Annotated in this window: 14 protein-coding genes; 10 read left to right on the top strand and 4 right to left on the bottom strand. The window is 73.0% G+C overall.

Annotated elements, in window-relative coordinates; translation table 11 throughout:
- Positions 1 to 113 precede the first annotated feature (113 nt).
- The 9 genes from dnaK (at position 114) to BM041_RS11345 (ending at position 8,822) form a co-directional block, all read left to right on the top strand.
- Positions 114 to 2,090 (top strand): molecular chaperone DnaK, encoded by a 1,977-nt coding sequence (dnaK, locus tag BM041_RS11385; protein ID WP_281244536.1) that lies wholly within the window; start codon positions 114 to 116, stop codon positions 2,088 to 2,090.
- A 147-nt stretch (positions 2,091 to 2,237) separates the two neighbouring features.
- Complete coding sequence (gene dnaJ / locus BM041_RS11380) at positions 2,238 to 3,392, top strand: molecular chaperone DnaJ (RefSeq protein WP_092959444.1); 1,155 nt, start codon at positions 2,238 to 2,240, stop codon at positions 3,390 to 3,392.
- Between the two features lie 298 nt (positions 3,393 to 3,690).
- Positions 3,691 to 4,680 (top strand): SH3 domain-containing protein, encoded by a 990-nt coding sequence (locus tag BM041_RS11375; RefSeq protein WP_092959442.1) that lies wholly within the window; start codon positions 3,691 to 3,693, stop codon positions 4,678 to 4,680.
- Positions 4,677 to 6,698, top strand: a complete 2,022-nt coding sequence (locus BM041_RS11370; protein WP_092959440.1) for a spermidine synthase — start codon at positions 4,677 to 4,679, stop codon at positions 6,696 to 6,698. The genes BM041_RS11375 and BM041_RS11370 overlap by 4 nt, the downstream gene beginning before the upstream one ends.
- A gap of 30 nt (positions 6,699 to 6,728) precedes the next feature.
- A complete protein-coding gene (locus BM041_RS32040) occupies positions 6,729 to 7,025 on the top strand; it encodes an SH3-like domain-containing protein (protein WP_092959438.1) in 297 nt (98 codons plus the stop codon).
- The gene (locus BM041_RS32035; RefSeq protein ID WP_092959436.1) at positions 7,022 to 7,312 is read left to right on the top strand and encodes an SH3-like domain-containing protein; all 291 of its coding nucleotides are present in this window, start codon (positions 7,022 to 7,024) and stop codon (positions 7,310 to 7,312) included. Before BM041_RS32040 ends, BM041_RS32035 begins: the two co-directional genes overlap by 4 nt.
- Positions 7,312 to 7,893, top strand: coding sequence for a nitrile hydratase subunit alpha (locus BM041_RS11355; protein ID WP_092959434.1), 582 nt, complete (start codon positions 7,312 to 7,314; stop codon positions 7,891 to 7,893). Before BM041_RS32035 ends, BM041_RS11355 begins: the two co-directional genes overlap by 1 nt.
- 6 nt (positions 7,894 to 7,899) lie before the next feature.
- Entirely contained in the window at positions 7,900 to 8,322 is a 423-nt protein-coding gene (locus BM041_RS11350; RefSeq protein ID WP_217648689.1) for a GNAT family N-acetyltransferase, read from the top strand.
- A gap of 80 nt (positions 8,323 to 8,402) precedes the next feature.
- Complete coding sequence (locus BM041_RS11345; protein ID WP_092959432.1) at positions 8,403 to 8,822, top strand: DoxX family protein; 420 nt, start codon at positions 8,403 to 8,405, stop codon at positions 8,820 to 8,822.
- Between the two features lie 4 nt (positions 8,823 to 8,826).
- Here the strand turns inward: BM041_RS11345 and BM041_RS11340 are convergent, their stop codons facing one another.
- The 3 genes from BM041_RS11340 to BM041_RS11330 form a co-directional block, all read right to left on the bottom strand.
- The gene (locus tag BM041_RS11340) at positions 8,827 to 10,050 is read right to left on the bottom strand and encodes an MFS transporter (RefSeq protein WP_245762036.1); all 1,224 of its coding nucleotides are present in this window, start codon (positions 10,048 to 10,050) and stop codon (positions 8,827 to 8,829) included.
- Positions 10,047 to 10,718 (bottom strand): nitroreductase, encoded by a 672-nt coding sequence (locus tag BM041_RS11335; RefSeq protein ID WP_092959430.1) that lies wholly within the window; start codon positions 10,716 to 10,718, stop codon positions 10,047 to 10,049. Before BM041_RS11335 ends, BM041_RS11340 begins: the two co-directional genes overlap by 4 nt.
- Before the next feature lie 139 nt (positions 10,719 to 10,857).
- Positions 10,858 to 11,946 (bottom strand): isocitrate/isopropylmalate dehydrogenase family protein, encoded by a 1,089-nt coding sequence (locus tag BM041_RS11330; RefSeq protein WP_092959428.1) that lies wholly within the window; start codon positions 11,944 to 11,946, stop codon positions 10,858 to 10,860.
- A gap of 150 nt (positions 11,947 to 12,096) precedes the next feature.
- On the opposite strand from BM041_RS11330, the gene BM041_RS11325 reads away from it, so the two are divergent.
- Positions 12,097 to 16,767, top strand: a complete 4,671-nt coding sequence (locus tag BM041_RS11325; protein ID WP_092959426.1) for a two-partner secretion domain-containing protein — start codon at positions 12,097 to 12,099, stop codon at positions 16,765 to 16,767.
- Here the strand turns inward: BM041_RS11325 and BM041_RS11320 are convergent.
- Complete coding sequence (locus BM041_RS11320; protein ID WP_092959424.1) at positions 16,738 to 17,601, bottom strand: hypothetical protein; 864 nt, start codon at positions 17,599 to 17,601, stop codon at positions 16,738 to 16,740. The two genes, BM041_RS11325 and BM041_RS11320, sit on opposite strands and share 30 nt — an antisense overlap.
- Between the last annotated feature and the right edge of the window lie 35 nt (positions 17,602 to 17,636).

The following is a 17,636-nucleotide window of genomic DNA, read 5'->3' as shown; positions in this document are numbered from 1 at the left end:
GCGACTTCAGCGCGCAAAGCCTGAGTCCTGGGCTTCACCCCCTTGCCCGGGGCCACTGCGATGAATATGTCACGCTCCATCCACACACCCCCATCCGGCAGGGGCCGGGCGCGGTGCCTTCAGGGGCCGCACCCTCGCCGCCGCAAGAGGAGCCACATCGGATGAGCAAGGTCATCGGTATCGACCTCGGTACCACCAATTCCTGCGTCGCCATCATGGAAGGCAAGGACGTCCGCGTCATCGAGAACGCGGAAGGCGCCCGCACCACCCCCTCCATGGTCGCCTTCGCCAAGAACGGCGAACGCCTGGTCGGGCAGAGCGCCAAGCGCCAGGCCGTCACCAACCCCACCAACACGCTCTACGCCGTCAAGCGCCTGATCGGCCGTCGCTTCGACGATCCGATGGTGTCGAAGGACAAGGGCCTGGTGCCCTATTCCATCGCCCGCGCGCCGAATGGCGATGCCTGGGTCGAGGTGGACGGCAAGACCTACGCGCCGCAGCAGATCAGCGCCAACATCCTGACCAAGATGAAGGAGACGGCCGAGGCCTATCTCGGCGAGAAGGTGACGCAGGCCGTCATCACCGTCCCCGCCTACTTCAACGACGCGCAGCGCCAGGCGACCAAGGAAGCCGGGTCCATCGCGGGTCTCGAAGTCCTTCGCATCATCAATGAGCCGACGGCCGCCGCGCTGGCCTATGGCATGGACCAGAAGAAGGGCGGCACCATCGCGGTCTACGACCTCGGCGGCGGCACCTTCGACGTCTCCGTGCTCGAGATCGGCGACGGCGTGTTCGAGGTGAAGTCCACCAACGGCGACACCTTCCTGGGTGGCGAGGATTTCGACGCGCGCATCATCGACTACCTGGCCGATGAGTTCCGCAAGGAGCAGGGCATCGACCTGCGCGGCGACAAGCTGGCGCTGCAGCGCCTGAAGGAAGCCGCCGAGAAGGCGAAGATCGAGCTCTCCTCCTCCAAGCAGACCGAGGTGAACCTGCCCTTCATCACCGCCGACGCCTCCGGGCCGAAGCACCTGGTGATGCAGATGACGCGGGCGAAGCTGGAAAGCCTGGTCGATGACCTGATCCAGAAGACGCTCGAGCCCTGCAAGATGGCGCTGAAGGATGCGGGCCTGTCCGCCGGGGAGATCGACGAGGTCATCCTGGTCGGCGGCATGACGCGCATGCCGAAGGTCATCGAGGTGGTGAAGCAGTTCTTCGGCAAGGAACCCGCCCGCAACGTCAACCCGGACGAGGTCGTCGCCATCGGCGCCGCCATCCAGGGCGGCGTGCTGAAGGGCGATGTGAAGGACGTCCTGCTGCTCGACGTGACCCCGCTGTCGCTGGGCATCGAGACGCTGGGCGGCGTCTTCACCCGCCTGATCGAGCGCAACACCACCATCCCCACCAAGAAGTCGCAGGTCTTCTCCACGGCCGATGACAACCAGTCCGCGGTGACCATCAAGGTCTTCCAGGGCGAGCGGGAGATGGCGGCGGACAACAAGCTGCTCGGCCAGTTCGACCTGACCGGCCTGCCGCCGGCGCCGCGCGGCGTGCCGCAGGTGGAAGTGACCTTCGACATCGACGCGAACGGCATCGTCTCCGTCAGCGCGAAGGACAAGGCCACCGGCAAGGAACAGCAGATCCGCATCCAGGCGAAGTCGGGCCTGTCCGACAACGACATCGAGCGGATGGTGCGGGAAGCCGAAGCCAACGCGGAAGCCGACAAGAAGCGCCGCGAAGCCGTCGAGGCCCGCAACGGCCTGGATGCCCTGGTGCATTCGACGGAAAAGACGCTGAAGGACAACGCGGACAAGGTCCCGGCCAATGAGAAGGCCGAGGTCGAGGCCGCGATCGCGAGCGCGCGCACCGCGATGGAAGGGCAGGATCTGGAGGCCATCAAGGCCGCCAATGACAGCCTCTCCCAGGTCGCGATGAAGATGGGCGAATCGCTCTACAAGGCGCAGGCTGCGGCGGGCGATGCGGCCGGCGCGGCTGGCGGTGGCCAGGGCGGGCCGGGCGGCAACCCCAACGACAAGGTGGTGGACGCCGAGTTCGAGGAAGTCGACCCGAAGAAGAAGAAGCCCTCGTAAGGCCGAGGCTTCCGGATCGACCGGTCTCCGGCGCGCCCGGCTTCCGAAAGGGGGTCGGGCGTTGCCTTGTTGAAACAGGCTTGTTGAACACGCTGCCCTGCCGGTTTCCCCCGGCCCGGGCCAGCCAGCGTGAGGACTTGGGGCCCCATGGCCAAGCGCGACTATTACGAGGTCCTGGGCGCCGCCCGGGACGCGAGCGAGGAGGACCTGAAGAAGGCCTACCGCAAGCTCGCCATGCAGTACCACCCCGACCGCAACCAGGGGGACAAGAGCGCCGAGGGCAAGTTCAAGGAATTGAACGAGGCCTACGACGTGCTGAAGGACGCCGAGAAGCGCGCCGCCTATGACCGCTACGGCCACGCCGCCTTCGAACAGGGCGGCTTCGGCGGGGGTGGCGGCGGCGGCGGTGCCGGCGGCAACCCCTTCGGCGGCGCCTTCGAGGACATCTTCGAGGAGATGTTCGGCGGCCTGGGCGGCCGTGGCCGGGGCGGGCGGGGGCCCGTCGGCCGCGGCGCCGACCTGCGCCAGCAGGTGGAAGTGACGATGGAGGAGGCCTTCGCGGGCGCGAAGAAGACCATCCGCGTCCCCTCCTCCGTGGTGTGCGAGGCCTGCAAGGGCACCGGCAGCGAAGGCCCGGCCGCGCAGGCGGCGCAGACCTGCCCGACCTGCCAGGGCGCCGGCAAGGTGCGCGCGCAGCAGGGCTTCTTCCTGATCGAGCGCACCTGCCCCACCTGCTCCGGCTCCGGCCGCATCATCAAGAACCCCTGCAAGGTCTGCGCCGGCCAGGGCCGCACCCAGCGCGACCGCACCCTGGCCGTGACCATCCCGGCGGGGGTGGAGGACGGCACGCGCATCCGCCTGTCCGGCGAGGGGGAGGCCGGGCTGCGCGGCGCGCCGGCGGGCGACCTCTATGTCGATGTCAGCGTGAAGTCGCACCCGATCTTCCAGCGCGACGGCGCCAACATCTTCGTTCGTGTCCCCCTGCGGATGACGCAGGCGGCGCTGGGCGGCGGGGTGGAAGTCCCCGTCATCGACGGGGGCCGTGCCCGCGTCACCATCCCGGCCGGCACCCAGACGGGCGACCAGTTCCGGCTCCGGGGCAAGGGCTTCTCCGTGCTGCGCTCCGCGGCGCGCGGGGACATGTACGTCCAGGTGGCGGTGGAGACGCCGCAGAACCTCTCGAAGCGGCAGCAGGAGCTGCTCGCGGAGTTCGAGAAGGAATGTGAGAAGACCGGCCGTTCCAGCCCGGAATCCGAGGGTTTCTTCGCCAAGGTGAAGGAATTCTGGGACGGGCTGAAGTAGGGCCGCCTGACAGACGCGTGACCGGGTAGCGGCGCTGCAACTTCCGCAGTGCCGCCCCGTTGGGATGACGGCCGCCGCATCCCCCCATCGGCGGTCCAGGCAGGCGGCGGCGCGGCACCAGGTCCCACCCGCGCCGCCGCCCGCCCCCCCAGCCATTCCACCCCGGCCATTCCACCACGGCCATTCCACCCCGGCCATTCCACCCCGGCCATTCGCCCTTGGCCGATCCTCCCACGTCATCGCAGGAACCGCACTTAGGCGCTTGACCCGGCGCCATGGAATGCGGAAGGGATCGGGCATGCGCTTCGCCCGTCCCGCTGTCCTGTCGGTGCTGCTGGTCGCCCTCTCGGGGGGTGTCGCGCTGCCGCAATCCAGCATCGCGCCGGGCCAGGGCACGCTGGCGCCGCCGCGGCCCGTGCAGGCCACGCCGCCCGCCGCGCCGCCAACCGCCGCCGCCACCCCCGCGCCCAGCCAGCCCGCCGCCCGCCCACCGGCGCAGCCACCCCGCCCGCCCCAGCAGAGCCAGGCGACGCCGCCCCGGCCGCCCCAGGGCCAGCCGACGCCCGCCCGGCCGCCCCAGGGCCAGGCGGCGCCAGCCCGCCCGCCCCAGCCCGGCGCCACGCCGCCCAGGCCGCCGGGGACGACCGGCACGCAGGCGCAGCGGCCCGGCCAGGCGCCGGCAGCCGCCGCCCGCAACCCGCAGCAGCAGCAGCAGCAGCCCAACCGACGCCCCGCCGCCGCCGTCGCCGCCGGGGCCGCGGCCGGGGCCGCCGCCGCCGGCGCGGCTGCCGCCGCCAACCGCACGCCGGAACCGGCCCAGCCCCCGCCGCCGCCCATTCCCTCCACCGGCTCCGTCACCGGCCTTCCCCTGCCCCGCTTCGCCGCGCTGCGGTCGGACGAGGTCAACATGCGGGTCGGGCCGTCCACCAGCTATCCGATCGAATGGACCTTCCAGCGCCGCGACCTGCCGGTGCAGATCGTCGGTGAATTCCAGCTCTGGCGCCGCATCCGGGATGCGGAGGGGGCGGAGGGTTGGGTCCATTCCTCGACCCTGGCGGGCCGCCGCACCGTGCTGATCCGCGGCGCCGCCACGGCGCAGGAGGTGACGCTGCGGCGCCGGGCGGAGGAGGGCAGCCCGGCGGTCGCGCGGCTCCGCCCCGGCGTCATCGGCCGCATCCGGGAATGCGAGGCCAGCAACAGCTGGTGCGAGGTGCAGATCGCCGGCCATCGCGGCTTCCTGCGCCGGGCCGAACTCTGGGGCATCGGCGCGGAGGAAGAGGTGAAGTGAAGGACGCGGTCTTCGCGGCCCGCCCTTCGCCTTCCGCCTCCCCGCCTCCCTCCACGCAGCACCGCCTGACCGCGCTGCTGTTCGCCGCGACCGTCGCGACCTCCGCCGCGCTGCTCTTCGCCGTGCAGCCCATGCTGGGCAAGGCGCTGCTGCCGCCCTTCGGCGGGGGTGCCGCGGTGTGGACGGCGGTGATGCTGTTCTTCCAGCTGGGATTGCTGGCGGGCAGCGCGCTGTTCCACCTGACCTCGACGCGCCTCGGCCCCCGCGGCGCGGCGGCGGTGCATCTGGGGCTGGCGCTGCTGGCCCTGCCGCTGCTGGCGCCGGTGCCGCCGCCGCGCGCCACGGGCATGGGCCCGGCCATCGACGTGCTGGCGACGCTGGCCGTCGCCTATGGCCCCGCGGTGCTGGTGCTGGGCGCCAATGCGGCGGCGCTGCAGGCCTGGTACGCGCGCGTCGCGGGCGATGCGCCCTGGTGGCTCTATGCCGTCTCCAATGCCGGCAGCCTGGCGGGGCTGGCGGCCTATCCGCTGCTGCTGGAGCCCTACCTGGCGCTCAGCGCGCAGGGGCGGTTCTGGACGCTGGGCTTCGCCGCCTGCGCGCTGGGGCTGCTGGCCTGCGCCTGGCCGGTGCTGCGCCACCCCGCACCGCCGGTGGCGCGGCAGGCCGGCGGCGGCGCGGGGTGGCGGCAGGCCCTGCCCTGGGTGGCGCTGGCCGCCCTGCCCGCCAGCCTGCTGCTGGGCGCGACGGAGCGCGTGACGGTGACGATCGCGCCGCTGCCGCTGCTCTGGGTGCTGCCGCTGGCGGCCTATCTCCTCAGCTGGATCCTGGCCTTCTGGCGGCCGGCCGCGGCCGCGCGCTGGGGGCTGGCCGGCGTCACGCTGTTCCTGCCGGCCATGCTGCTGGAGGTCGTCGCGCCCGCCTTCGGCAGCGCCTTCCCCTCGGCGGGCGTGCTGATCCATGTCGGCGGGCTGCTGGCGGCAGGCACGCTGGCCCATGCCCGGCTGGCGCTGGCGCGGCCGGAGGCCGCGGGGCTGACGCGCTTCTACCTGTGCCTGTCGCTCGGCGGCGCGCTGGGGGGCACGGTCAATGCGCTGCTGGCCCCCATGCTGTTCGACCGGCCGCTGGAATATCCGCTGGCCCTGGCGGCGCTCTGCCTGTTGCCGGCCATCGGGCGGGACCTGGTGCCGAAGCTGATCTGGGGCAGCGCCGCGGCCCTGCTGGCGCTGGCGCCGCTGCTGGAGGGGATGGGCGGGTCCATCCGCTGGGGGCGGGATTTCTACGGCGCCGTGCAGGTGCAGGACCAGGGGGACCGCCTGGTGCTGGCCCATGGCCGCACCTTGCATGGCTATCAGTGGCAGGACCCCGCCCGGGCGCTGGAACCCACGGGCTACTACCACCGGGAAGCCGGGGGCGGGCGGCTGATCGCGGTCATGTCGGCACGGCGCGACACGCCGATGCAGGCGGTGCTGGTCGGGTTGGGTGCCGGGGCCATGGCCTGCTACGGGTCGGATCGCCTCCGCCTGTCCTACATCGAGATCTCGCCCGCCGTGGTGGACGCCGCGCGGCGCTGGTTCACCTTCCTGCGGGATTGCGGCGACCCGCCGGTGGTCATCGCCGATGGCCGCGTCGGGCTGCGGGATGCCGCGCCGGGGTCGATCGACCTCGTGGTGCTGGATGCCTATTCCGGCGCCTCCGTCCCCGTCCATATGGCGACGGCGGAGGGCGTGGCGCTGTTCCTCGACCGCCTGGCACCCGGCGGGGCCGCGGCCTTCCATGCCAGCAACACGCATTTCGACCTGCCGCCGCTGATCGCCGCGGCGGGGCGGGAGGCGGGGGCGCAGGTGCTCTCCCTCGCCGCCGCGCCGGGCGGCCAGCCTTCCGTCTGGGTCGCCGTCACGCGGGATGCCGGGCTGGCCGCCGCGCTGGCGGCGGAGGGCTGGGCCCACGTCGCGCCCGCCGCGACGCCCTGGCGGGATGATCGCTGGCACCTCGGCGCCGCCTTGCGGGGGTGGTGGTAGCGCCAGCCGAAATCGGCTTACGATGCGCCCATGACGGACGAAGCACCCCCTCCAGCGACCCACGACCTCGGCGGCGCCCCGCGCTTCCGCTGCACGGCCGTCGAGCCGGATGACGAGGCGCCGCCGGATGAATTCGGCAAGCGCGTCGATGCGCTGCGCCAGATCCTCGGCCGCAGCGGGCTGATGACGGTGGATGAGATGCGCCGCTGCATCGAGGCGATCCCGGAGCCCGAATACCACGCGCTCGGCTACTATGAGCGCTGGCTGCGCGGCATCTCGGCGCTGATGGTCGAGAAGGGCGTGGTGCAGGCGGAGAAGTTGCGATGAGCGGTTCGTTCCAGGCGGGACAGCGCGTGCGCGTGAAGCGCGACTTTCCCGAACTCCGCGGCCCCTGCCACATCCGCACCCCGCATTATCTGCGCGGGCGGGAAGGCGTGGTGGAACGCCCCCTCGGCGCCTATCCGAACCCCGAGGATCTGGCCTTCGCGCGGCCGGCGGCGAAGGTGCCGCTCTACCATGTGCGCTTCGACCAGCCCTCGCTCTGGAACGAGGGCGCGGCGGGGGACACGGTGCTGGTCGAACTCTACGAGCATTGGCTGGAGGGCACGGCCTGATGGCGCATGCACCATCGGCGGAGAGCGTCGCGCTGCTCGACCGCTTCGTCGCCGCCCTGGTCGCCAAGGGCGTGCTGACGGAAGACCAGATCGCCACCCAGATCGCCAGCACCGACCGCGCCAGCCCCGAGATCGGCGCACGCATGGTCGCCCGCGCCTGGACCGATGCCGAGTACCGCGCGCTGCTGCTGCGCGACGGCGGCCAGGCGGCGGAGGCGATGGGCGTCTCCATGGCCGGCGCGCCGCCGCTCGGCGTGCTGGAGGATACGGACAAGGTCCATCACCTCGTCGTCTGCACGCTCTGCTCCTGCTACCCGCGGGCCGTGCTGGGCTATCCCCCGCATTGGTACAAATCGGCCGCCTATCGCGCGCGCGCGGTGCGCGAACCCCGCGCCGTGCTGGCGGAATGGGGCACGACGCTGCCCGATGGCGTCGCCGTGAAGGTCGTGGACAGCACCGCCGATTTCCGCTGGATGGTGCTGCCGCAACGCCCCGCGGGGACCGAGGGTTGGGACGCGGGGCGGCTCGCCTCCCTCGTCACGCGGGATGCGCTGGTGGGCGTCGCGCTGCCGCGGGCCTGAAGGCCCGTGATCCGCACCGCTGGGCTGGCCGACATCCCGGACCTGATGCGCATCCGCCTCGGCGTGCGGGAGAACAGCTTCAACCCCGCGCGCGTCTCCCCGGCGGATGTCGTCTGGTTCGTGGAGAACGCGCCGGTCTGGGTGTGGGAGGAAGCGGGCGCGATCCGCGGCTTCTCGGCCGGGGATCCGCGCAACGGGTCGATCTGGGCGCTGTTCGTCGATCCGCCCTTCGAAGGCCGCGGCATCGGAAGCGCGCTGATCGCCCGCGCCTGCGCGAGCCTGGCGGAAGCGGGGCACAGGACCGCGACGCTGGATACCGAACCCGGCACCCGCGCGGCCGAATTCTACCGGCGGCAGGGGTGGGTGGAAGGCGGGCTGGATGCGGCGGGGGAGCTGCTGTTCAGCCGCGTGCTGGTCACGGCGCCGTAGGCCGGCGCAGCCGCTGGCGCTCTGCCGCGTTGCAGCACCGGACCCGGGCATTCCGCCCGCCGGCCTGGAAACGCCCCTGCATGCCTGATGTCGCGAACCACCCTACCCTCATCGCCTGGGCGCCCCGGATGCTGTCCGTGCTGCGCATCATGACGGGGCTGCTGTTCCTCGCGCATGGTACGCAGAAGATCCTGGGCTTCCCGCCGATGGCGGGCGGCGCGCCCCTGCCGGATGCGCTGACGCTGTCCTGGGTGGCGGGGGTGCTGGAACTCGGGCTGGGCTCGCTGATCACGCTGGGGCTGCTGACCAGGCCGGCTGCCTTCATCGCATCCGGGGAGATGGCCGCAGCCTATGTCATCGGCCATGCGCCGCGCCACGTCTTCCCCGCGCTGAACGGCGGCGATGCGGCGATCCTCTACTGCTTCGTGTTCCTGTATCTCAGCGTCGCCGGCGCGGGGCCGTGGAGCCTGGATGCGCTGCGCGGGCGAAGGACGGCGTAGCGCGTCACGCCATCGCGGCCCGCCCCCGCATCCCCTGCGCGCGGATCAGCAGCGTCGTGACGATGATGACGTTGACCAGGTTCCAGGCGACGCCGTTGAGGAAGGCGGCGGCGTAGCTGCCGGTCAGGTCGAAGATGAAGCCGGAGACCCAGCCGCCGATCGCCATGCCCGCCAGCGTCGCCATCAGCACGATGCCGAGCCGCGTGCCCGCTTCGCGCGCCGGGAAATACTCCCGCACGATGATGGCGTAGGACGGCACGATGCCGCCCTGGAACAGGCCGAAGAGGGCGGAGATCACATAGAGCGAGAACAGGCTGTCGAAGCCGAGATACATGACCAGCGCCGCGCCCTGCAGCAGCGATCCCAGCAGCAGCGTCCGCAAGCCCCCGATGCGGTCCGCGATGAAGCCGGAGGCGATGCGGGAGACGATGCCGAAGGCGAGCATGAGGGAGAGCATCTCCGTCCCCCGCGCCACGCCGTAGCCGAGGTCCCCGCAATAGGCGACGATATGGACCTGCGGCATGGCCATGGCGATGCAGCAGCCGATGCCGGCGAAGCCCAGTACCCCCGTCAGCGTATTCTTCGACATCCCGAGCGGCCGTTCCGCGCGCGGCGGCGGTGCGCCCGCGACCGGGGGCACGACCTTCGCCACCGGCGGGCGGGCGCGCAGCATCAGGGCGATCAGCGGCATGGTCACCAGCACGATGCAGCCGACGACGATGTGCGCGACGCGCCAGCCCCAATTGCCGATCAGCACCGTCAGCAGCGGCGGCCACACCACGCCGGCCAGGTAGTTGCCCGACGCCGCCAGCGCCACCGCGATGCCGCGCCGCCGCAGGAACCACATCGAGGCATCGGCCATCAGCGGCCCGAAGCTGGCCGAGGAGCCGAGCGCGCCGATCAGCACGCCCTGGATCAGCGCGAACCACATCAGGCTCGGCGCCACGCCCGCCAGGATGTAGCCGATGCCCATGACGCAGGACGCGCCCATCACCGGGATCATCGCGCCGAAGCGGTCGGACAGCCGCCCCATCAGGATACCGCCCGCGGCGAAGCCCACCATGGTGAGGGTGTAGGGCAGCGACGCATCGGCCCTCGTCGCGCCGAATTCCGCCTGCACGAAGGGCAGCGCCACCACGACCGACCACATGCCCGCGCCGCCCAGCGTCGACAGCGCCATGATGGCGGAGAGTCGGATCCAGCTCTGCCGGCTGTCGAGGTGGGTCACGCCTCCGGCCCGAAGGTCACGAAATTCTCCAGCGGCTCCCGATCCGTCACCAGGGCGTTCGCCGGCACGTCGTGGTCCGCGATGCCGATCGACATGCCGCAGACCAGCGCCTGGTCGTCCGGGATGCCGAGATGGGCGCGCACCACGTCGTGATGGTCGCAGAAGGCCGCCTGGGCGCAGGTGTCGAGGCCCTCGGCGCGGGCGGCCAGCATGATGGACTGAAGAAACATCCCGGTGTCGAGCCAGGAGCCCTGTTCCATGTCGCGGTCGATGGAGAAGAAGAGGCCGACGGGCGCGCCGAAGAAGTCGAAGTTGCGGGCGCGCTGTTCATGGGCTGCCGCGCTGTCGCCGCGGGCGACGCCGGCCAGCTTGTAGAGGCCGAGGCCGCAGGCGCGGCGGCGCGCCAGGTAGGGTTCGCGCCAGATGCGCGGGTAGTAGTGGTAGTCGCGCTCCACCTTGGCGCCAGCGTCATGCGCCGCGCGCAGCGCCAGCGAGAGCGCTGCCTTCTCCGCCCCCGTGGTCACGCGCACGCGCCAGGGTTGGATGTTCGATCCCGATGGTGCCCGGGAGGCGGCGCCCAGGATTTTTTCCAGTATGGCGCGCGGGATGGGGTCCGGCCGGAAGCCGCGGATGCTGCGCCGCGTGGCCAGGGCCTCGAACACGTCCATGGTCTTGGCGTCGCTCCCGCTTGATTGCTTTGAGTTTGTCGCGCGCTTGCCGTTGGCGCAAATGCTGGCGGGGTCCGGGGGGCGCCACGCCCCCCGGCGGAGCGCCCCCCTTTCTTCAGATTTGGGCGGAGCCTCGCCCTTACTTGATCTGCTCGGCGATCGCTTCCGCGACACCCTTCGTCCCCACGCCGCCGAATTCCGCGCTGCGCAGCCCCTTCGCGAAGGCCGCGTCCACGGCGCTTTCCAGTTCCGTCGCCGCATCGGCGAAGCCCTGCCCCGCGCCGCGCATGGCCAGCCAGTCCAGCATCAGCGCGGCCGAGAGGATGGCCGCCGTCGGGTTGGCGATCCCCTTGCCGGCGATGTCGGGCCCGGTGCCGTGGCTGGGCTGGAAGACCGCGTGGGTGTCGCCGATATCGGCGGAGGGTGCGTAGCCCATGCCGCCGACCAGGCCGGCGCCGAGGTCGGAGAGGATGTCGCCGAACATGTTCTCCGTCGGCAGCACGTCGAAGTCCCAGGGCTTCCGGATGAGATCGAGGGCCATGGCATCGACGTAGTGGGCGTCCGCCGGCACGCCCGGGAATTCCGCGGCGATCTCCAGAAAGACCTTCCGCATGAAGGCCATCGAGGTGAAGACATTGGCCTTGTCCACCAGCGTCACGCGCTGGCTGCGGCCCATCCGCGCCGCGCGGCGCTCGGCGAGCCGGAAGGCGAAGCGGGAGAGGCGTTCGGTGGTGGCGCGGGTGATGAGCATGGTGTCGCGCGCTTCCGCGTCATCCGTCACCGTGCCGCGGCCACGGGCGTAGAAGAGGCCTTCCGTGCTCTCCCGCAGGATCACCAGGTCGATCTTCGCGGCGCGCGGGTCGGATAGCGGCAGCGGCACGCCGGGGATGGCGCGGATCGGCCGCACGCCGGCGTAGAGGCCGAGGCGGAAGCGGAGGTCGAGCTGGGGCGCGATTTCCGTCCCGTCGTCGTAGCGGATGCCCGGCCAGCCCATGGCGCCGAGCAGGATGGCGTCGGCGGATTTCGCGCGGTCGAAGGTCTCGTCGGAGAGCGCGGTGCCGGTGGCCTGGTAGGCGAAGGCGCCGGCTTCCAGGCTGTCCGTCGCGATGCCGATGGCGTGGCGGCGGGCCAGCTTCTCCATCACGAAGGTGGCGGCTTCCGTGACTTCCCGCCCGATTCCGTCACCGGGGAGGAGGGCGATGCGCACGCTGTTGCTGGGGCTGGGCATGGTGGGGCTTCCTGGTCTTCCGGGCGGCATAACGGCATGGCGGTGGCGCGGCGCCAAGCCCGGGTGCGGTTAAGGATTGCATCCACCGGATGCATGCGTTAACGCAACAATCACCTTCCGGTTGAGGCTTGCCCAAGGCTATGCTGGGCCATGGCCCGGCATCCGCCCCTGTTCCGCTTTGCCATCGCGCTGACGCTGGCCCCCCTGCCGGGCTGGGCGCAGGCGCTGGATGCGCGGCCCTCCGGCGGGCAAGTGGTGGCGGGGCAGGCCAGCATCAGCCAGACCGCCGCCCGCACCCAGGTGAACCAGGCGACCGATCGCGCCGTGATCGAATGGCAGCGCTTCGATGTCGGCGCGCAGCACCAGGTGGATATCCGCCAGCCCTCGGCCTCCTCCTTCTCCCTCCAGCGCGTGACGGGGGGCGATCCTTCCGCCATTGCGGGACGCGTCACCTCCAATGGCGGGGTCGCGCTGGTGAACCCGGCGGGGGTCGTCTTCTCGCAGGGGGCGCAGGTGGATGTGGCGGCGCTGATCGCGACGACGTCGGACATCACCAACCAGAACTTCATGGCCGGGCGCATGGTGTTCGATGGCCAGCCGCGCCCGGGCACGCGGGTGGAGAACCGGGGCACCGTCACCGTCGCGGATCGCGGGCTGGCGGCCCTCGTCGCGCCCTCCGTCGCCAATTCGGGGACCATCCGGGCGCGGCTCGGCCGCGTCGCTTTGGCGGGGGGGGAGGCCTTCGCGCTGGACCTGGCCGGCGACGGGCTGCTGGCGCTGGATGTCACACGGCAGGTCCAGGCCGCGCCCGGCGGCGCCACCGCGCTGGTCACGCAATCCGGCACCATCGAGGCAGCCGGCGGCAGCGTGCTGCTGAGTGCCTCCGCCGCATCGGGCGTGATCGAGACGCTTGTCCAGGCCGGCGGCACCACCACCGCGTCCCAGGTCGCGCTGCGCGCCCAGGGCGGGGGCGTCACCATCACGGGCGACGTCACCGCGCCGCGCGGGGTGGTGGAGGCGACGGCATCCGGCACCGTCCGCGTCGCCGCGGGCGCGCGGGTGTCGGCGGATGGCGGGCGGGTCGCGATCGGTGCGGGGGCGGAAAGCAGGCCCGGTGCGCCCCGGCGCCTGGCCAGCCGCACCGTGGTGGAACCGGGCGCGCGGGTCTCCGCCGATGGCGGCGGCAGCATCCTGGTGCATGGGCAGGACCGCACGGAGATGCGGGGCAGCCTCTCCGCCACGGGCGGCGAGATCGAGGTCTCCTCCCGCAACGCGCTGGCCCTCGACGGCGCCATGGCGGCGGACCGGGTGCTGGTCGATCCCGTCACGCTGCGCGTGGTGACGACGCTGTCCGGCACGACCGAACCGGCGGAGATCACCGCCGCCGCCATCAACGCCACCGCCGGCGCCCTGACCCTGCAGGCGGAGGCCGCCATCACGGTGGAGGCCGCGATCAACAAGCCGAGCGGCCCGCTGACGCTGGAGACGACGAACGCGACAGCGACCACCGGCCAGGGCATCACCATCCTGCGCCCCGTGACCGTGGCGGGCGACCTGGTGCTGCGCAGCGCCGGGGACATCACCCAGGCCGGCGTCACCGCCCTTCTCAATGTCGGCACGCTGGAAGCCCGGAGCAGCGGCGGCCAGGTGCGGCTGGAAGCCGCGGGCAATGCCATCCGCGCGCTTGCCGGCGGCGCCGCCGCCACGCGCTTCGGCATCGCCACCACCACCGCGCTGTCCGTCGATGGCGCCATCGTGGCGCCGGAACTCGCCCTGGCGACGAACCGGGCCCTGGCGCTGCAGGCACCCCTGACGGCGACCACCAGCCTCGACCTCAACGCCGATGGCGGCGTGACTCAGGATGCGGCGGGCGCCGGCATCACGACCGGGCTGCTGCGCCTCCAGGCCCCGAATGGCGCGGTGGCGCTGACGGGCGCGGGCAACCAGGTGACGACGCTGGGCGACGCCACCGTGCCGCTCGGCCTGTCCCTGGTGAATGAAGGCGCGCTGAACATCGCCGGCACCATCAATGGCGGGCGGCTGTCCTTCACGACGCTGACCGGCGACCTGACGCAGGACCCCGCCGCATCGCGCCTCATCGCCGATGAACTCCAGGCCGTGGCGGAAGCGGGCTCCGTGCTGTTCGACGGTACGCTGAACAGCATCCCCCTGCTCTATGGCCGGGCGCGCGACAGCTTCATCGTCGATGCCGGCGGCGCCGTGCTGCTCGCCGCCCCCGTCACCGCGACGGATGTCGAGATCCGTGCCGCCGGGGAGATCGCGCAGGACCTCGGCGCCACCATCACCGCGACGCGGCTGCGCCTGAACGCGACCGGCGGCGCCATCACCTTCGATGACCCGCTGAACCAGGTGGCGGCGCTGGGCGATGCCGCGGCGGGCGGCGCCTTCGTGCTGGCAACCGGCGGCGCGCTGTCGGTCGCGGGAACGGTATCCGGCACCAGCGTCACGCTGACAGCGGGCGGGGACATCACGACCCAGGGCGGCCGCATCGAGACGCCGCTGCTGCGCGTCACCGCCATCGGCGGCCAGGTGCGGCTGGATGCGGGGGACAATGCGATCGCGGCGCTGGGTTCCTCCGGCGCCGCCACCGACTTCACGCTGGTGAACCGCGATCCGCTGCGCGTGGCGGGCGCGGTGGATGCGGGCGGCACGCTGCGGCTGACCGCGCAGGACCTGGCGGTGGAGGCACCGCTGGCCGCCGCCCTGGTGGTGCTGCGCGCGGAATCGGGGGACGTCACCCAGACCGCCAGCGGCGGCATCACCGCGCCGCGGCTGCTGGCGGAAAGCCCGCTCGGCAATGTCCGCCTGGCGACGGCGTCCAACGGCATCGGCGCCTTCGGCGGCCTGGCCGGCTTCGAGTGGGAGGTGGCGGCCGCCGGCAGCGCGGCGCCCGACGCCACCGCGGGCATCGCCGCGCCGCAGGTCCGGATCACGGTCGGCGGAGACCTCGTGCAGGCCGCCGGGGCGGCGGCCATCGATGCGGAACGGATCACCGCCACCGCCGCCGGGCGGGTCGATCTGCGGGCCGCGGCCAATGCCATCCGCGAACTCGGCGCCATCACCGCGCCGGGGGGGCTGTTCCTGTCCACCACCACGGACCTGACCCTGGCGCTGCCGCTGACCCTGCCCTCCGCCACCTTGTCCGCGGCCCAGGGCATCACGCAGTTGACCGGCGCGCCGCTGGCGGCGGGGGTGGCGCGGCTGGATGGCGGCACGGGCGACGTGCTGCTGCCGGAGGGGGCGAACGCCATCCCGCGCCTCGCCGCCGGGCAGGCGGGCGGGGTGTTCCGGCTGTCGACCAGCGGCAGCCTGGCGATCGAGGGTGCGGTCTCCGCCGGCACGCGGATCGAGTTCCAGGCGGGCGGCGACATCACCCAGTCCGGCACCGGGGCGGGGCTGGTGGCGCCGCTGCTGGGCGTGGTGTCGCTGGGCGGGAATGTGGCGCTGACGGGGGCCGGCAACCGCGTGCCGGCGCTGGGCTACAGCGCCGCCGCGGGCGACTTCGCCCTGTCGCAGGAAGGTGCCTCACCCCTGCTGCTGACGGGGCTCCTGGTCGCGCCCAGCGCCACGCTGCGGACGGAAGGCGGCGTGGCGGATGCCGCGGGGGGCGGGCTGCGGGCTGGGATGCTGGTACTGGATACCACCGGCGCTGTGCGGCTGGATGCCGCCGGCCAGCACCTGCTGGATGCGGTGGCCGGCCGCGCCGGCAGCCTGGCGCTGGCGGTGGAAGGCGCGCTGTCCGTCGCCGATCCGCTGGCGGTGACGGGCGTGGCATCGCTGTCCGCCACCGCCTTGTCCCTGGATTCGCGGCTTTCCGCCGCCAGCGCCGGGCTGGTGGCGCGCGCGGGCAGCGTGACGCAGGCGGCGACGGGGGCCGGGATCACCACCGGCAGCCTCAGCGTCCAGGCCAGCGGCGCGGTGACGCTGGAGGGGGCGGGCAATGCGGTGACGCGGCTGGCGGCGGGCAGCGCCGGCGGCGCCTTCACCCTGGCCAGCACCGGCGCGCTGGCCATCGCGGGCGGCGTCTCGGGCAGCGACATCGTGCTGCGCGCCGGCGGCACCCTGACGCTGGACGGCGCCAGCCTGGCGGCGGACCGCGCGGTGCTGCTGGCGGTGCCGGGGGGCCTCGCCTCCGGCACCACCAGCCGATTGCTGGCGCGCGATCCCACAGCGCTGCCGGTGATGATCGTCGATACGCGCCGCACCGGCGGGCTGGTGGCCATCCCCGCCGGCGTGGCGGCGGATTTGCCGGGCCTGCCCGCCGCGGCCCAGGCGACGCAGCTTTCCACCTTCGGCGCCCCCGCCGCCGCCGCGGCCGGCCCCGCCGTCTTCGACCTCGTCGTCGGATCCTCCCCGCTGTTCCTGCTGCTGGATGGCGGCAGCGCGGTGGGGGTGCTGGAGGCCGGGCGCCTCGGCTTGCTGGGCAGCGGCGGCTCCGCCTTCATCGTCGGCACGCTGGGCGGCGCGGGGGGCGGCACGGCGGCACAATCCGTGGCGGTGGCCTCCGCCGGCTCCACCTACCTCTTCAACAGTTGCGTCATGGGCGCCACGCTCTGCGGCGGGCAGCCGGTGACGCCGGACCAGCCCGACCCGGTCACGCCCCCGGTCGTGACGCCGGACCCGCCCCCGGTGGTGGTGCCGGTGCTGCCGGGTGGCGGAACCACGCTGGCGGGGCTGCCCCTGCTGCCCGGCAGCGACATCGCCCCCCGGCTGCTGGCGACGGATCTGCGCGCCGGCAGCCCGGATGGCCCCCCCGAATGGCTGCTGCTGTCACCCTGGCGGCGCGAGGAGGACCCCTGAGGCCGGAATACCCGGCGCCGACAGGACGGCGTATCGCGGCCGCAGCGTGATGCTGCCATCCGGGTTCGGCTGAGCGGTCACGGGGCCGAGCCGGCTCAGCGCTTCCAGCGCTTCCGCCAGGCTTGTCTCATCAAGCTTCGGCGCGGCCCCGGGGTCCGGGGTGGCGGGGGCGTCCCGCAGCAGGTTGGCGGCAACACGGGCGGGGTCGAGGTCCGGCGCCACGCGCATCACCTCCAGCAGCGCGGCGGCGGCGGCGGGGGAGGTTGCGGCCAGGGCGGCATGCAGCTCGTCCCGCCGCGGATCGGGCGGCAGCGGCGCCTGCACCGCCCGGGCGGCGGCGATGCGGCGCGCGGTCGCACCCAGATCGGCGGCCAGCACCGCATGGCGGCGGCTGGCCAGCAGGGCGCGCGTCGCCGTCTCGTCCAGCCCGTCGGCCGCGGCGGCGAAGACCGGGTCATGGGCCCGGCGCGCCGCGATCTCCCGCCGCTCCGCCTCCGTCTCCGGCCGCTGCGCCGCATCCAGCAGCAGCCGGGCCACCAGGGGCGCCGGCACATCGGGCAGCGCGACGGCGCGGACCGGGCCGGGCGTGATGGGCAGGCTGCGCGGCGAGGGCGAGGGGGGGCGCGGCTTCGGGAAGATCACCGCCTGCGCCCACAGCGCGCTGGCCAGGGGGAGCGTCCCGATGGCGAGGTGCGCGGGCAGGCCGATCTTCGGCACCGCCGCGCTGAACAGCAGGAAACAGCCAAGGCCGAGCAGGCCGGCCGCAACCCAGAGCCCCGCGATTCCCGCCAGCCGTGCCGGCGGGATCGGGACTGACGTCTTCCGGCGGCCCAAAAGGCCCTTGGCGGCTGCTCCGCGCTCAGCCCCCG

The organism is Falsiroseomonas stagni DSM 19981 (assembly GCF_900114315.1).
GTDB classification, from domain to species: domain Bacteria; phylum Pseudomonadota; class Alphaproteobacteria; order Acetobacterales; family Acetobacteraceae; genus Falsiroseomonas; species Falsiroseomonas stagni.
Note: the sequence above shows the minus strand (reverse complement) of the source record. Positions and strands in the feature narration are given on the sequence as shown.

What these genes read in the sequence shown, in the direction of transcription:
- dnaJ (WP_092959444.1), top strand. Translation starts at nt 2,238, where the DNA reads ATGGCCAAGCGCGACTATTACGAGGTCCTGGGCGCCGCCCGGGACGCG.
- BM041_RS32035 (WP_092959436.1), top strand. Translation starts at nt 7,022, where the DNA reads ATGAGCGGTTCGTTCCAGGCGGGACAGCGCGTGCGCGTGAAGCGCGAC.
- BM041_RS11335 (WP_092959430.1), bottom strand. Translation starts at nt 10,718, where the DNA reads ATGGACGTGTTCGAGGCCCTGGCCACGCGGCGCAGCATCCGCGGCTTC.
- BM041_RS11355 (WP_092959434.1), top strand. Translation starts at nt 7,312, where the DNA reads ATGGCGCATGCACCATCGGCGGAGAGCGTCGCGCTGCTCGACCGCTTC.
- BM041_RS32040 (WP_092959438.1), top strand. Translation starts at nt 6,729, where the DNA reads ATGACGGACGAAGCACCCCCTCCAGCGACCCACGACCTCGGCGGCGCC.
- BM041_RS11375 (WP_092959442.1), top strand. Translation starts at nt 3,691, where the DNA reads ATGCGCTTCGCCCGTCCCGCTGTCCTGTCGGTGCTGCTGGTCGCCCTC.
- BM041_RS11345 (WP_092959432.1), top strand. Translation starts at nt 8,403, where the DNA reads ATGCCTGATGTCGCGAACCACCCTACCCTCATCGCCTGGGCGCCCCGG.
- BM041_RS11325 (WP_092959426.1), top strand. Translation starts at nt 12,097, where the DNA reads ATGGCCCGGCATCCGCCCCTGTTCCGCTTTGCCATCGCGCTGACGCTG.
- BM041_RS11330 (WP_092959428.1), bottom strand. Translation starts at nt 11,946, where the DNA reads ATGCCCAGCCCCAGCAACAGCGTGCGCATCGCCCTCCTCCCCGGTGAC.